This window comes from Stanieria cyanosphaera PCC 7437 (assembly GCF_000317575.1).
In the GTDB taxonomy this organism is placed as follows: Bacteria; Cyanobacteriota; Cyanobacteriia; order Cyanobacteriales; family Xenococcaceae; genus Stanieria; species Stanieria cyanosphaera.
Map to the genome: position 1 here is coordinate 49490 of NC_019748.1, position 16060 is coordinate 65549.

Consider the following 16060-nt stretch of genomic DNA (forward strand, 5'->3'; position numbering starts at 1 on the left):
GTATTTTTACTTACGGCAATCTCTCTGACTATGTTGGTCAATTATTGAGGAACAAAACAATTCTTATGGCTTGGATAGATCCATTAAAAGATGGCAAAAGTAGAATCGAATTAATTGATTCGATGGGCAGTGATTTAAGCGTCGTTAATGATGCTCGTGCCAGCTTTGAAAAAAGTTCACAACAATTAAGTGAAAAAGATATCAAATTGATTAATTACTTAATCAAACACCAACATACTTCCCCTTTTAGAGGAGTTGTTTTTAGTGCGTTCCGTTCGAGTCAAAGCCATCTAACAGCGTAAACTCGGTCAGGTCAATGTAGGTAGTCAAGGTAAAGTTATATTTACATAACTTCACAAACAAGAATATGGATTACCAAATAAATCTCGTAGAGATAACCGAACCTAGATAACTTAGCTAATCGTGATGGTGGAAAACCATCCCTTCAAGTGTCGAAGTGACAGCGTAACCCTTAATCAAAAGGCGTTTGGTAAACCTCTTGATTAAAGCAGGGTTAAAAGGCTTAGAACTGGGAGTCGCAATCTGGTCGCAGCCAAGCATAACTAACTATGATTACGCGAGGAATCCTTGATTGAACCATCGTTAGTTCCAAGTAGCCCAAGCGACTGAATAGGCTACGAGCAAAATGCTCAATCTCTAAAGTACTGGCAAATTTGAAGAGTTGAACCAGGGACACTTACATAGAGACGGTGGATAGAGGAAATCTAAGGTTAGTACAGAACGGATAGCTAGGAACGGAATAACCTAATCCAGGTTCTCAGAAATGAGAAGTAACCAGCTTAAACCTGAAATTGGGAGGGATTGCATAAGAAGCCAAAGCCTTTATGTAATGTGAAGGATATACGGGGCGTACAAGCTCTTGAACCAAGTTCAAGAGACAGCCCCTCGCTGACGTATGCACTGCGATAGATTTGAAAATTTTCGAGTAGCAATTAATAAGTTATGAACTCACAGAAGTATAAATGGAACGAATGGAAAGACATCGATTGGAAAATCGTTGAAACTGCCGTGTTCAAGTTGCAAAAGAGAATTTTCAAGGCGAGTCAGAGTGGAAACATAAAACAAGTACATCGACTACAGCGTTTACTGACAAACTCATACTTTGGTAAATTGTGGGCGACAAGAAAAGTAACCCAAGACAATCAAGGGACGGGGCTTTCAAGGTGCGGAAGTAAATTCCGCACACAGCCCCTCAAAAAAACGGCAGGAGTAGATGGAGTAAAATCACTAACTCCTAAACAAAGGCTGGAACTAGTGGAAAAATTAAAAATTAGTAATAAGAGTAAACCAACTCGCAGAGTATGGATACTAAAAGCTAATGGAAAGAAAAGACCACTGGGTATTCCCGTAATCGAGGACAGAGTAAAACAAGCCCTAGCCAAAATTAGTCTAGAACCTCAATGGGAAGCTCTATTTGAGGGAAACAATTATGGTTTCAGACCTGGGAGATCAGTCCATGATGCTATTGAGGCAATATTCTCCTGCATCAGCAAACAAGCTAAATATGTGCTTGATGCCGATATAACAGGATGCTTCGATAATATCAATCACCAAAAACTACTGAACAAAATAAACACGTATCCTGCTATGAGAAGGCAGATTAAAGCCTGGTTAAAAAGTGGGGTACTTGACAAGAACATCTATTCCAGAACAGATAAAGGCACTACACAAGGAGGAGTAATCTCACCTTTATTAGCCAATATCGCATTAAACGGAATGGAAAAAGTAGTTAAAGAAGTTGCCAGAGCTTCGCAACACTTAAAATTCCGAGGATACAGTGATAAGTACAAGGCAGAAAAGTGTGTCAACCTAATTAGATACGCTGACGACTTCGTAATACTATGTCACAACCTCGAAACTCTTAAAGAATGCGAGAAGGCAATCAAAAAGTGGTTGAAAGAAATAGGGTTAGAAATAAATGAGGAAAAAACCAGTATCACCCATACATTAGAAAAACATGAGGGTAGAGTGGGATTCGATTTCCTTGGTTTTAACATCAGACAACATCCACAGGGTAAAAAACGATGTGGAAATAATACGAAAGGTAAAAAACTGGGATTCAAGACGTTAATCACTCCCTCAAAGGAAAGTATAAAGAACCACACAGCAGAACTGAGAGAAATCATAAGAGGCATGAGAAATAGTACCCAACAACTTCTTATTGAAAGGTTAAATCCAAAAATAAGGGGATGGGCAGCATATTACTCAACCGTATGCAGTAGTGATACTTTCGGAAAAATGGGGCATATACTCTATCAACAGCTAAAAAGATGGGCAAAAAGAAGACACCCTATGAAAGGAGGTAAATGGGTAAAAGATAGGTACTGGCACACAAAAGGAAACAATCATTGGGTATTCGGTGTGAAAAAAGAGGGAAATTTCGAAAAAACTCTAATAAAACACACAGATACCCCTATTAAAAGACACACCAAAGTAAAACAGGAAACTAGCTACTTCGACGGAAACAAATATTACTGGAGTCAGAGATTATGTAGACATCCAGAAATGAACAAATCCAAAGCAACCCTGTTAAAGAGACAAAAAGGTAAATGCCCAATATGTAAAATGTACTTTAACGGCAATGATGTCATGGAAGTAGACCATATAATACCTAAATTCAAAGGAGGAAAAAATAGTTATGAGAATCTACAACTATTACACAGACATTGCCACGAAAAAAAAACAGCTATGGATAAAACTCGCTCTTAGAAAAAAGGTCTATCGGAGAGAAGCCGTGTGAAGGGAAACCTTCAGGCACGGTTTTGAAGACGAGTATAAGTGGTGACACTTATATTTAGTTCAACAGTTTAAAGTCAAAGCTCCTTTATATGTTTGTCGTCAGTGGTAGATCTAATATGTTACAAAGTAGTGAGATTGAAACAAATTTGCTTAGTACAAAAATTTAATCACACTACTTCAACATATCACCTGCCCCGTTTAGAAGAGATTCTAAATGTGTATCGCGTGAATTCAGAGAAAACCTACGTTCTTTTAATTGAGCGTGAGATGTGCCGAGGAAACCTCGACAATTTGTACGCCCCGCTGAGCTTACAGCATCAGGCTGGTGAGAATATGGCAACTCTGAGCCAAGCCGAACCAAAAACTCGTCTTTTGAGTAAACCAATACTTTGAAAGTAAGTTCGGAAGGTGCAACGACTATCCCTTTAGGGAGTAGGAGTCAAGAGGCTTCGAAGTGCGCGACATCTCAAGTAGATGATGATATAGTCTGAGCTTTATCGAAAGATAAAGAGGAGTAGCGGAATCGGTTACTCTGTAACAAATCTGGGAAACACGTCATAGCTAGTAATCACAACGATGAACAATTAGGCTGGAATGAAAAAAGTTTTCGCTATGTAGCCATTGATGATAGTGATGAATTTTATATTCCAGAAATTTTTCGACAACAAGCGAAAAGCAACAAACAAGCAACCGAAGGAAACTTGGAGACAGAAATTAATGCTCAAGCTCAATCAATTTATTTACAACAATGTCAAAGTAGCTATCAAGCTTATCAACAATTATTAGAACTAGGAGTTGGTAGGGAACAGGCCAGAGGAATTTTAGTTCCTTCTGTTTATACTGCTTGGGTATGGGTGTGATTCGTTTAGGTCAAAGCTGAGGCTAAATCTTGTAAAAAAAGATACTTATATGAAGTCCGCTTCAATAGTTCCACGTCAACGTTGACTGAGAGACGGGGAGAATTTTCTTCCTGTTAATCAAACGGACTTAATATCAGAGGCAACTCTGAACCAGCGTCAACCTAGCTTGGTACAAAGGTAATACCTAACGAATTGTTACAAACAACAAATAAGATTACCGAATAAAAGTACCTTGACAACTTCATAATTCATGGAGGTGAGATTCCTTCCCTCTGATGCCAGAGTGAAAGCATAACCCCCAGTGACTTGGTGTTTGGTAAGCCATAGGCTGAAGCGGGGTTAAAAGACCAACAGCTAACAGCCTAAGTTGGTACTTGGTCGAGCAAATTCTGACTATGATTACACCAGGAATATCCGTTAAAACCATCGTGAAAGCATAATAGCCAAATAAGGCTGTCAGGCTATGACCAAAAGGTAACTCTCTAACGTACTAGCAGTTTCCAAATGCTGAACTAGGGGCATATACACAGAGACGGTGGATAGGATAAATCTAAGGTCAGAAGTCAAATGAAATATGAGGAACGAAGTAACTCCGACATACCTCTCAGGTGGTCGGTAACCTGAGCAGCAACCAGCGCAAGGTATCAGGAGAAAGATTGAGTAAAAAGCCAACGCCGTTACGTAATGTAAAGGATATACGGGGCGTACAAGCTCTTGAACCAAGTTCAAGAGACAGCCCCTCGCTGACGTACTCACTTTGATGAATCTGTAGAAATCAAGTAGTAATTTAAGACGATGAACTCTAGGAAGTATGAATGGAACAACTGGCGTGAAATCGACTGGAAGGTCGTAGAAACTGCCGTGTTCAAATTACAAAAGAGAATATACAAAGCTAGTCAACGTGGTGATACCAAAGCAGTTCACAGACTACAAAAACTACTAACAAAATCCTATTTTGGGAAACTCTGGGCAATTAAGAGGGTTACTCAAGACAATCAGGGTACGGGGCTTTCAAGGTGCGGAAGTAAATTCCGCACACAGCCCCTCAAAAATACAGCAGGAGTAGATGGAATCAAATCATTAACTCCAGCAAAACGCCTTGAAATGGTCAATCATCTCAACATAGAAGGAAAATCTAAACCTACTCGAGGAGTATGGATTCCGAAACGGACATCCGACCTTCGGTCGCCCTACGGGAAGCGCGCATTTGAGGTTTCCTCAAATGACGTGTCCTCAGCAAATGGAGAAAAAAGACCTCTGGGAATACCCTGCATGAAAAACAGAGTAATACAGTGTCTAGTCAAATTAGCACTAGAACCAGAATGGGAAGCAAAATTCGAGCCTAATAGCTACGGATTTAGACCAGGAAGGTCATGTCATGACGCAATTGGAGCAATATTTAATGTGATCAGATACGAACCTAAATATGTATTAGATGCAGCTATTGCCAAATGTTTTGACAAAATCGACCATCAAAAACTGTTGAACAAATTAGAAACATATCCTGGAATAAAGAAACAGATAAAAGCGTGGTTAAAAAGTGGGGTCATTGACGATAATTGGTTTCCAACCGATGAAAGTACACCCCAAGGTGGAGTAATATCACCTCTCTTAGCCAACATAGCCTTACATGGTATGGAGATGGCAATCAAGAATCTAGCCAGGAATCTTGATCTGACAACAAGTACCGGTCAAGTTATTACAGATAGAAGGGTAAAAGAGAAAAAGCTACACCTCATTAGATACGCAGATGATTTTGTCATCTTACACAACGACATAAACGTCATATACAAATGTAAGGAGACAATTGAATCGTTTCTTCTGGAGATGGGTCTAGAATTAAAACCAAGCAAAACAAAAATATCTCACACCCTAAATAAATATCAGGGAAACATAGGTTTTGACTTTCTAGGTTTTAATGTAAGACAGTACAAAACTGGAATAAATCAATCAGCAAAAACTCCAGAAGGAGAAAGACAAGGTCACAAGACTATAATCAAACCTTCAAAGGATAAAATCAAAGCGCACATTAAGAAAGTTGGTGACATCATTCGTTCTTACAGAACTGTATCTCAGGAAGTATTGATTGATAAATTAAATCCAATAATTAGAGGTTGGGCAAATTATTATCGAACAGTTTGTTGTCAAGAAACCTTTAATTACTGTGACAATATCCTATATCACCAATTGAGGAGATGGGCAAAGAGAAGACATCCGAAGAAAAACGGCTATTGGGTATCCGATAAATACTGGAGGAGAGTAGGAAATAGGAAATGGACTTTTGCCACGAGCGAAACGAAAATCTTATACCACTCAGAAATTGAAATCCAGAGACATATTAAAGTTAAAGGCACAAATAGTATCTATGATGGAGACTTAACCTACTGGGCAACCAGAATAGGGAAACATCCAGGAGTAAGTACGAAAAAAGCCAAACTACTAAGAATCCAAAAAGGTAAATGTAGTCACTGTGGACTGTTTTTCAAGGATATCAAAGAAGCGGAAGTAGACCATATCATCCCAAAAGCATTAGGCGGAAAGGATGAATATAAAAATTTCCAACTCCTACATATCCACTGCCACGACCAAAAGACAATCAATGATTTACAACAAATCAAAGAAAATCGGACTAGAGTTCAATGAACGTTCATCGAAGAGGAGCGGAGTGAAAGGAAACTTTCACGCTCCGTTCTGAAGAGAGGTTTGAAGGGCGACCTTCACTCCTACTTTAATACAGTATCATTGCAGGCTCTTTTACACTTTATTGGGTTGCGTCAGGGTGCTGGCGCACAAAGTGAAATTGGAGCTTATGCTCAAGCGATTTTAGAATTAATTAGTCCTATAGTTCCAGTTTCTATTGAGGCATGGTCTAAATATCAAGACAAATTTTAAGACTTTTAACGGGCATTGAAGAGAAAAGTTTGTTTGTGCCTCGCGTCGAAAGCGAATATAGGTCAATCGTTCCCCAGCTAAAATCAAGAAAATACTGACGATAAAAACGTTAATAATCAGGGTTTGGCATTGTCGAACCTTGAATTTTTTTTTTAAGTCTGATTTTGGTTACTGCGCGCCAATTGGTGAGTTATGACCTAAACTAAAGTTGCTCTGATTGTGGATGATGCAATGCCAGAAGATTTGGTATTTAATAAAGATTCTAGTTGTTTTCTAGTAGACAAAGTAGAAGTAAAATCAGGCATTTCTTGCCAGCAGGAACGGCAAAACCAATAGATACTATCATGACGGATATGTCTTAACATCCGATGAGAACAGCAAGGACAAGTAGTATAAATAATCATTGTTTTTTAAACCAGAACTAAAAATAATGAACTGTTGCAGTTAAATTGTTTTTAATTATGCATTTGCATCACAAATAACCTCAACTTCACAGAGTGGAAGGAAGCCTTGGCTATCATATCCAGGGTCTCTTTCACTATCTACAAACTAGTTCTTAAACTTGAGGAAGCTGTGAAGAAAAAAGAAGATTAATTGAAGAAATGTAAAAAAAAGCTTGGCTTAATTTTTTGGGCTTTTACAGCAATGTTCAGTTGAATAAAACAGATACCAGTTATCAGTTATTACTTCTTACCTGTAGTCTACCAATCACGAAAACTGCTTTAACTGTTTACCATCCCAAAAAACCTGAAATTTGACTGGCTAAAGTTAAAGTATCAAAAGGCTTAGTGATCACGCCTTTAACTCCTGCTTCATAAAATGCTTTTCGATCAGAAATTTGAGCTTTAGCAGTGAGAAAAATGACTGGGATATGTTTTAATTTAGGATTAGTTTTAATTTTTGCTAAAGTGCTTAAACCATCCATTTCTGGCATCATCACATCAAGTAAAATTGCATCGGGTATTTGAGACTCAGCTAAAACAATTCCTTCTCGACCAGAAGCAGCAGTGATTACCTTCCAATTTGCTTCTAACTCTAAACTCAATTGAGTTAAAACTTGAATGTCTGGTTCATCGTCAATGAGAAGAATTCGTTTAGTAGACATTTTGCTAATGAATTAACTGATGAGCGAAATTTAGAGTTGTCGAAGCTAAATTCTAGATTAACAACTTTTGCTCAAATTTTTGAGTCCGATACTTGCACTAAGCTACTATGTTTTTTAATCTCAATTAGCTTTTGCTATGACAACCATTGACTAAAACGATATGCTCAACAAATATCTAAGTTACTAGCTTGTTATGATAAACTTGGTCAGAGCGATCGCTCTTCAATCGGGGAATTTTTTGGCATAGGGGACAGGGACATCCCAAAATTTAAGCTCATGAATTAAGAGCCTAATCGAATATTGTAGCATAACTTTGGATTTAGAATAACAGAGAGTTTTGCGGTGTAATCGAGCCAGATAATGTCTCAGACGAGTATTTTCACCTTCAACCTGCGTACCGCTCTTGTCATATAAGTTTTAATGCGTTTGACTCTGATACGGTAATTAACTCTGTTGTCAAGTAGAAAACCTATCTAGATTGATAGCTTGACAAAAATATTATATTGTGTAGTTAGAAGATAAATCTAGCTTTTATTTTATTTTTTCAAAATTGATGTCAAAATTATCAGGAAAAAATGTAAACTTTATTTCAATAAAAATTATCATAAATTAAGCTTAAAATTAATTGGTTGAGAAATTCAATAACTTTTTTGTAATCAACAATTTAAGGGTAATTATAAATCGAAGTCAGAGCAACATTAATTGTAAATTAAAATACTTTTTTTAATGAATTTAGATAAGATTTACCAACTAATTCTCAACTGGTTTAACCAACTAAATATCTATGAACTAATCAACTTAAGTTTAGCAGCATGCTTGTTGCTGATGCTTATAGAAATAAGTTTTTGGCAATATCATTTGTTTGGTAAACTGCATTATCTTCAACAAAGTCAAACAAAGTTAAAAACAACTAACCACAATTTGCAGGAAAATCAAAAATTACTAGATTTATTTTTTGCTCAATCTTTAGATGGTATTTTTCTAATGATGTTGGATGAGCCAGTTCAATGGGATGATACAGTTGACAAAGAAAAAGTGCTTGATTATGTCTTTAATCATCAACGTATTGCTAGGGTTAATCAGGCAATGCTAGACCAGTATGGTGCTAGTGAAAAACAATTGTTAGGTTTAACTCCTGGAGACTTTTTTGCTCATGACTTAGTACAAGGTAAACAAATATGGCGACGTTTTTTTGATGCTGGTCGATTGCGTTGTGAAACCTTTGAGCGTAAGTTGAATAATACACCAATGTGGATTGAAGGAGATTATCTTTGTCTTTACAACACTGAAGGTAAAATTATAGGACACTTTGGTATTCAGAGAGATATCAGCGAGCGCAAAAAACGCGAAGTCGAACGCAAAAAAGCTCAACAAAAAATCGAACACCTTAATCAAAAATTAGCAATAGAAGTTCAAAAACAAACTACAGCATTAAATCAAACTAACCAAAAATTACAAGAAGAAATTATCAAATACCAACAAGCACAACAACAATTAAGGTACGATGCACTTCATGATCATTTAACAGGTTTACCTAATCGTAATTTGTTGATCGACCGTTTAGAACATTTAATAGAACGTAACCAAAATCACCCTCAACAAAAATTTGCTGTACTTTGTTTAGACGTAGACCGCTTCAAAGTTATAAATGATAGTTTAGGACACTTACTTGGAGATCAATTACTGATTGCTTTAGTCAATCGATTGCAACAATGTCAAAGACGCGGTGATACAATTGCTCGAATTGGTGGAGATGAATTTGTAATTTTACTTGAAGAGTTAACTTGTATTAACGATGCCATCCGAGTTTCTCAAAAAATTCAGCAAGAATTAACTTTACCTTTCAAATTAGAAAACCATGAAATTTTTATTTCAGTTAGTATTGGTATTACTTTTAATTCAGAACTCTACACTCAACCAATCTATCTTTTAAGAAATGCTGATCTAGCCATGTATTCTGCTAAAAATAGAGGCAAGGCACGCTACGAAATATTTAGTCCGGCAATGCATAATATTGCTATGAAAAAATTGGCTTTGGAGAATCAATTAAAAAGAGTAATTAGTAAAAAAGAGTTAGTTGTTTATTATCAACCAATTGTTGCTTTAAAAAACAATTTGTTGGTAGGCTTTGAAGCATTAGTTCGATGGCAAACTTCGGAACAAAAGTTAATTAGCCCTCAAGATTTTATTCCCTTAGCTGAAAACATTGGCATAATTATTGACATCGATTTATGGGTATTACGAGAAGCTTGCTTACAGTTGCGTTTTTGGCAGGAACAAGGTCTTATAAATAATCCTTTAAGTGTAGCGGTTAATCTTTCTACTAAGCAATTTTCCCAACCTGATTTTATTGAAAATATTGATAACATTTTGGCTGAAACTGGATTAGAAGGACAGTATTTAAAGCTAGAAATCACTGAAAATGTTTTGATAGAAAATGCTGAATTAACAAGAGAGATTTTTAAGCAATTACAACAAAGAGAAATTCAAATTTGTCTTGATGATTTTGGTACAGGTTACTCGTCATTAAGTTATTTACAAAATTTTCCTATTAATAAAATAAAAATTGATCGCTCTTTCATTAGTCAAATGGATGATAATGATTCAAATCCTGCTATTGTTCGTGCCATGATGATGATTGCTAATGAATTAAACATAGAAGTAATTGCGGAAGGAATAGAAACTTTAACGCAATTAGAATTTCTTCATTTACTGGGTTGTCATTATGTACAAGGCTACTGGTTTTCCCCTCCTCAAAATAGGGAAAAAATCGAACTGTGGCTAGAAAGTTTTAGTCAGAATAATTTACAAAATTGTAATAACTGGTTACTTCCAAGCCAAGAAAATAAAAGCAATGTTGTAGCTTAAAGTTTACAGACTTTTTTGATTAAATAGTTTTAGCCAAATTAATGGCATCGTCAAACAAGATTGGAGCTATGAACTTAATAAATAATATTATTTGAGAGCAAGATTTTAGGAAATTGAAATTTAGCCTTCGTTAAACCGATAAATTAGATGCTAGTTGTTCGTAAGATTGAGCGAGATGATCTAAAAAACCATACTTTTCTAAAATCGCATAAAGATCGGTCTGTGTTTCCAATAAACAAGCGTGTCCGCTATAAGGTAAGACTACTATTTCAGCTTTAGGAATAAGATTAACTAATCGTTGCGCTTCTTCCAAAGAAGGTAACAAGCGATCGCTACCACCAGCTAAAATTAGGGTTGGTTGAGTTAAACGAGTCAACTGCTGTTCGTAACTACCAAAATTTTGTAATAAAGATAAACGCCAACCTACTACACTTCGCGGGATCGCTCTCATGGCTTTTAGTAAAGCAAGGCGTTCTGATTGAGCCATTCTGCTTAATTCAGCTAAAAAAGGCAAAAAACCGAGTGCAGAATAGCGATGAATTAAATCTGGAATTAAATTGGTTAAAATTCCCCCTAATCCTAACCAAGAACGTTGATAAAAAGAAGAAGCTGGATTAACTAAAATTAATTTTTGAATTAATTCTGGTGCAGCTAAAATTGTCTTGATTGCCAAACAACCGCCGAAAGATTCTCCACACAGATAAACTATCCGTTGAGGATTTTTAATTAATTCTATTTGAATTAGTTTAATAGTTGCTTCAGTCAGTTTTTCCCAGCTACTCAAATCAGTGGGAGCAATATACAAACAACGTAAGTCAAAGGATTTAGCTAATTTATCTGCTTGAACTGTTAATAATTCTCCTGTACAGTCCATGCCTGGTAAATAGACAAACAAAGGTAATTCAGGTTGAATTGGTTTGGGAGTTAAAAAACCGATATTTGAACGATTGCTCATTAGGTACTAAAAGAGGAAAAATCAAGTATTAATACTTATTATCTTGTTAATTGATATTTTTTTAGCTCTATCGTACTTTAAGTCAATCAAATGAACCAAGTTTTGACTGAGGAACGCCAGTCCGTGTCTTCTCCGCCGTTCAACCGCTTCGAGGTTACCTCGAAAGGCGGAGTAAGCTGCGACTTACAAAGCATCGTAATCGCTGTTAAAACATTCTGAGCAAACAAATCATTTTTTGTTAGTTCGTTACAATTCAACTAATCAAAATCTTTTGTTTGCCTATCAAGCTTCTGCTAGTTTAAGATTTTAAGATAATTTTAATATTTGTAAACTTTATCAAGTCTATATTGAGGCTAGAAGTATCAATTTAATTCAAATAACTGGCTTTGGCAGGGATTGTGTTAAATAAATCTACAAAGTATTAAGTATTTTCCCCACCTTATTCAGGCGATAGCTGTTGTAATTAATACTGTAAATAATAAAGCCAGAAACTGGGAGGCTAACTATGTCAGCTTACATCTAGAATTATTATTCGAGTCCAATTGAACTGTAACATTACTTTTTGGACTAAAGCACTGATTCAATCATAAATTTCAATGAAAGATCGTTTTAAATTTGCTTTAACTACTCCTCTTTATTACGTTAACGATGTTCCTCACATTGGTAGTGCTTACACTACGATGGTTGCTGATGTAATTGCTCGCTTTCAACGTTTACAAGGAAACTCTGTCTTACTTATTACAGGGACAGACGAACACGGGCAAAAAATTGAGAGGACAGCAGCCGAACAAGGGTTAGAGCCTCAAGTTCACTGCGATCGCATTGTAGCGAGTTTTCAGTCTCTTTGGGAAAAACTTAATATTCAATACGATCGCTTTAGTCGAACTACTGCGGTTCGTCATGAAGCTATCGTCAAAGAGTTTTTTGAACGAGTTTGGCAAAAAGGAGATATTTATCTCGATCAACAACAAGGTTGGTACTGTGTTTCTTGTGAAGAATTTAAAGAAGAAAGAGATTTACTCGAAGGAGGTTTTTGTCCTCTTCATCCCAACAAACAAGTAGAATGGCGTGATGAAGAAAATTATTTTTTTAAATTATCTCAATATCAAACTCAACTAGAAACTTTATACGCTCAAAACCTTGATTTTATCCAACCAGAAAGTCGTCGTAACGAAGTACTAAATTTTGTGAGCCAGGGATTGAAAGATTTTTCCATTTCCCGTGTTAATTTAGATTGGGGTTTTCCCTTACCCAGCGATCCCAACCATACAATTTATGTGTGGTTTGATGCTTTGTTGGGTTATGTTACTGCCTTATTAGAGCCAGAACAAGAACCTACTTTAGCGAACGCTTTATCTCAATGGTGGCCCATTAACCTGCATCTAATTGGTAAAGATATTTTGCGTTTTCATGCAGTTTATTGGCCCGCAATGTTGATGTCTGCCGAATTACCCTTACCAAAGCGAATCTTCGGTCATGGTTTTCTCACCAAAGACGGCAAAAAAATGAGTAAAACTCTTGGCAATACGGTCGATCCCTTTGCCTTAGTCAATAAATATAGTTCAGATGCTGTTCGTTATTACTTTTTAAAAGGAATTGATTTTGGTAAAGATGGGGATTTTAATGAAACTCGGTTTGTAGAACTGCTTAATGCTGATTTAGCCGATAATTTGGGTAACTTGCTCAATCGTACTTTGGGTATGTTGAAAAAATACTGCCAAAGTAATGGTCCTCAACTTACCGAAGCTGACTTAGATTTAGAACATCCCTTAAAAAAAATTGGTACGGGTTTAAGCGATCGCGTTTTTCAAGCCTATGAAGCCTTGCAGTTTAGTCAAGCTTGTGAAGAAATCTTTAATTTAATTAGAGCAAGTAACAAACATATTGATGAATCTGCACCTTGGAGTTTATACAAACAAGGTAAACAAAAAGAAGTGGAACAGATCTTGTATGCTGTTCTAGAATCAGTTAGACTATCAGCTTATTTATTATCCCCAATTATTCCCAATCTTAGTAACGATATTTATCAACAATTAGGATTTTCTTTTGATTTCAATCATAAAACACACAATTTAGCGGATGACATTTTAATACACCATTCTCAGTGGGGAAAGCTTACTGCTAATCAAAATTTAAGTAAAGCTCGTCCTATTTTTTCCAAACTAGAATTACCTTCATAAAATTGATTGTAACCAACCAATCAATTCAACAAAACTTGGTGAGCAAGGGGGGTAATTCAACTAATAAAATAACTTTTTTCTTAACAAAGAGGCATTAAAAAAATGTTAGATAATTTCGAGAGCGACCCAATTTTTACCCCGGAACAAATCTTAGAAAATCGGGGTCGCGTTGCCATCTTTATTGATGGTTCAAATCTATTTTATGCAGCACTACAGTTAGGTATTGAGATTGATTACAGTAAATTACTCTTTCGTTTAACGGGAGGTTCTAGGTTATTACGCTCTTTTTTCTATACAGGTGTAGATCGAACTAATGAAAAGCAACAGGGGTTTTTACTCTGGATGCGTCGCAATGGTTATCGAGTTATTGCTAAAGACTTAGTTCAACTCCCCGATGGCTCAAAAAAAGCTAATTTAGATGTAGAAATTGCAGTCGATATGATGGCATTAGTAGGATCGTATGACACCGCAATTTTAGTTAGTGGGGATGGGGATCTAGCCTATGCCGTCGATGCGGTTAGTTATCGAGGTGCTAGAGTAGAAGTAGTTAGTTTACGCTCAATGACTAGCGATAGTTTAATTAATGTTGCCGATCGCTATATAGATCTAGATCAAATTAAAGAAGATATTCAAAAAAATACGAAACTTCATGAACCATTACGCAGTTTTTCTGGCTTTAGTCTCTTAGATGAGGAAAAATCCGCTCAATAATCAGCAATTGCTCGGGGGAAAAACTTTTCGTCTGGGTTTTTGGCTCGTTGGTATTTTGTTATTTAATCTGACTGGTTGTCAACACGTTGATTGGACAAGGCAAGGTAACCTCCCTGTCCCCCAACGTCAAACACAATCTCCTTCAGCAACCCAGCCACAAGTCGAACCAAAATCCCCCGTTTCTGCTCGTTCTGATACTCGTCTAGTTTTAAATAATGCCGTCTTGGAACAATCTAATGTTGAAGGTGGTACTTTATGGAAACTTAAAGCAGTCAATACTGTTTATAGTGACGATCAAAAAATTGCTTATTTAGACCAAGTAACTGGGAATTTACTGCAAAATGACCAGCTTATTTTGCAATTGAGTGGTAAAAAAGCGGAAGTCCGGGATAATGGCACAATTATTTTTCTCAGAGATCAAGTAATTGTTACAGATCCTCGCAATGGTGCAATTCTCAGAAGTGATGAGATTGAATGGCGACCAAAAGAAAATCTTTTGATTGTGCGTCAAAATTTAACTGGAACTCATCCTCAGTTATCTATTACGGCGAAAGAAGGTAGATACTATACCGATACTTCGACTTTGGCATTGCAAGGAAATATAGTTGCAACCAGTCAAAAACCCTCTTTACAGTTAAAAACTGAGCAGCTTCAGTGGCAAATTCCTCAGCAAAAAATCAAAAGCGATCGCAATTTAGAGCTTGTTCGTTATCAGGGAGAAAGCGTAACTGATCGGTTGGTTGCAGACAAAGGGGAAGTAGATTTAGCCAAAAATACGGTTACTTTGCATAATAATATTGAATTAGTTTCTCTTCAACCCCAATTACAAATTGCGACCAATAGTATTAGCTGGAACTATCAAACTCGAATTGTTAATACATCTCAACCAATTCAAATTCTTGAACGTCAAGATCAATTAACTGTGACGGGAAATCAAGGAGAAATTGATCTACAACAGCAAGTTGCTCGTTTAGATAACGGTGTCAAAGGAATTAATCCTAGTAAGCGATCTGAGTTGTATGCTCGTCAATTAATCTGGAATATTGCTACAGAAACAGTTGAAGCCGTAGGCAATGTTATTTATGAACAAGCTGACCCTCAAATTAATTTAACAGGAGATCGAGCAGTTGGAAAACTAACAGAAAATAAAATAATTGTTAGTAGCGATAATCAAGACAATAAACAAGTAACTTCAGTTATAAGCGATCGCTAATATTTTGATTAATTGATCTAGCAACAAAAAAACGAGGTCTTGTTTGTACCTCATCAAGCGTAAAAATTGCTACAGCATTTCTATTTAAGTTGAAAAAATCGAACAGAAATGCTTTTTGAATTTTGTAATTTATTCTTCCAAATCAGATTTATTAGGAGAAGAATTATAAATTGAATCTAGTTGCTGACGAGCATCTTCTACTGAGACAGAACGCATAACTAATAAAGGTTCATTAATAATCTTACCTTGTGCGTCTAACAATTCTGGATGAAGTGGCTTTTTAGCAACTTGATTGGTTTTGGTTTGACCTTTACTTTGAGAGTTTTGAGCCGAAACATTATTAGGATACAGTCTTTGACTTTCTGAACTCAAATTAATTAAACTACGAATTAGATTAGCAATTGCCAAAAAAGCTACAATTGTAAAAGCAAAAATGTATATTAGCTGTAACATAAACATTTTCCCCCAAAAATAACAAAAATTACCCTACTTTTTAACTACGTTTTTTATCTAAAT

At 36.2% G+C, this 16060-nt stretch carries 13 protein-coding genes and 1 pseudogene; 9 read left to right on the forward strand and 5 right to left on the reverse strand.

The features are described 5' to 3' along the window. The first annotated feature begins 65 nt into the window (after positions 1–65). From STA7437_RS00230 to STA7437_RS27020, 5 genes are all read left to right on the forward strand, one after another. Positions 66–302: an FAD-dependent thymidylate synthase gene (locus STA7437_RS00230; RefSeq protein WP_015191344.1), complete on the forward strand. Its 237-nt coding sequence runs from the start codon at positions 66–68 to the stop codon at positions 300–302. Between the two features lie 661 nt (positions 303–963). Beyond that, the gene (gene ltrA, locus STA7437_RS00235) at positions 964–2730 is read left to right on the forward strand and encodes a group II intron reverse transcriptase/maturase (protein ID WP_015191345.1); all 1767 of its coding nucleotides are present in this window, start codon (positions 964–966) and stop codon (positions 2728–2730) included. Between the two features lie 587 nt (positions 2731–3317). Continuing rightward, positions 3318–3620, forward strand: coding sequence for an FAD-dependent thymidylate synthase (locus tag STA7437_RS00240; protein WP_083856838.1), 303 nt, complete (start codon positions 3318–3320; stop codon positions 3618–3620). Between the two features lie 795 nt (positions 3621–4415). Then, positions 4416–6263: a group II intron reverse transcriptase gene (locus STA7437_RS00245; RefSeq protein WP_015191346.1), complete on the forward strand. Its 1848-nt coding sequence runs from the start codon at positions 4416–4418 to the stop codon at positions 6261–6263. Positions 6264–6323: 60 nt separating this feature from the next. Further along, the gene (locus STA7437_RS27020; protein WP_407696421.1) at positions 6324–6512 is read left to right on the forward strand and encodes an FAD-dependent thymidylate synthase; all 189 of its coding nucleotides are present in this window, start codon (positions 6324–6326) and stop codon (positions 6510–6512) included. Positions 6513–6709: 197 nt separating this feature from the next. On the opposite strand, the gene STA7437_RS25270 is transcribed toward STA7437_RS27020, so the two are convergent. The 3 genes and pseudogenes from STA7437_RS25270 to STA7437_RS25275 all read right to left on the reverse strand — a co-directional run. Further along, on the reverse strand, positions 6710–6916 hold the full coding sequence (locus tag STA7437_RS25270; RefSeq protein ID WP_015191347.1) for a hypothetical protein: 207 nt from the start codon (positions 6914–6916) through the stop codon (positions 6710–6712). A gap of 326 nt (positions 6917–7242) precedes the next feature. Further along, on the reverse strand, positions 7243–7617 hold the full coding sequence (locus STA7437_RS00250) for a response regulator (protein WP_015191348.1): 375 nt from the start codon (positions 7615–7617) through the stop codon (positions 7243–7245). Between the two features lie 222 nt (positions 7618–7839). Further along, a pseudogene (locus STA7437_RS25275) lies at positions 7840–8013 on the reverse strand (IS1 family transposase); the annotation flags it as partial. 429 nt (positions 8014–8442) lie between these two features. Between STA7437_RS25275 and STA7437_RS00255 the strand changes: the two are divergent. Continuing rightward, on the forward strand, positions 8443–10485 hold the full coding sequence (locus tag STA7437_RS00255; RefSeq protein WP_171815433.1) for a sensor domain-containing protein: 2043 nt from the start codon (positions 8443–8445) through the stop codon (positions 10483–10485). Positions 10486–10615: 130 nt separating this feature from the next. Here the strand turns inward: STA7437_RS00255 and STA7437_RS00260 are convergent, their stop codons facing one another. After that, positions 10616–11440 (reverse strand): alpha/beta fold hydrolase, encoded by an 825-nt coding sequence (locus STA7437_RS00260; RefSeq protein ID WP_015191350.1) that lies wholly within the window; start codon positions 11438–11440, stop codon positions 10616–10618. 596 nt (positions 11441–12036) lie between these two features. Here STA7437_RS00260 and metG point away from each other — a divergent pair. From metG to lptC, 3 genes are all read left to right on the forward strand, one after another. Next, a complete protein-coding gene (gene metG / locus STA7437_RS00265) occupies positions 12037–13620 on the forward strand; it encodes a methionine--tRNA ligase (RefSeq protein WP_015191351.1) in 1584 nt (527 codons plus the stop codon). Between the two features lie 102 nt (positions 13621–13722). Further along, a complete protein-coding gene (locus STA7437_RS00270; protein WP_015191352.1) occupies positions 13723–14331 on the forward strand; it encodes a LabA-like NYN domain-containing protein in 609 nt (202 codons plus the stop codon). Further along, complete coding sequence (lptC, locus tag STA7437_RS00275; protein WP_015191353.1) at positions 14309–15544, forward strand: LPS export ABC transporter periplasmic protein LptC; 1236 nt, start codon at positions 14309–14311, stop codon at positions 15542–15544. Before STA7437_RS00270 ends, lptC begins: the two co-directional genes overlap by 23 nt. Before the next feature lie 129 nt (positions 15545–15673). Here lptC and STA7437_RS00280 read toward each other — a convergent pair whose 3' ends face one another. Beyond that, the gene (locus STA7437_RS00280) at positions 15674–15997 is read right to left on the reverse strand and encodes a DUF2973 domain-containing protein (RefSeq protein ID WP_015191354.1); all 324 of its coding nucleotides are present in this window, start codon (positions 15995–15997) and stop codon (positions 15674–15676) included. Positions 15998–16060: the final 63 nt, after the last annotated feature.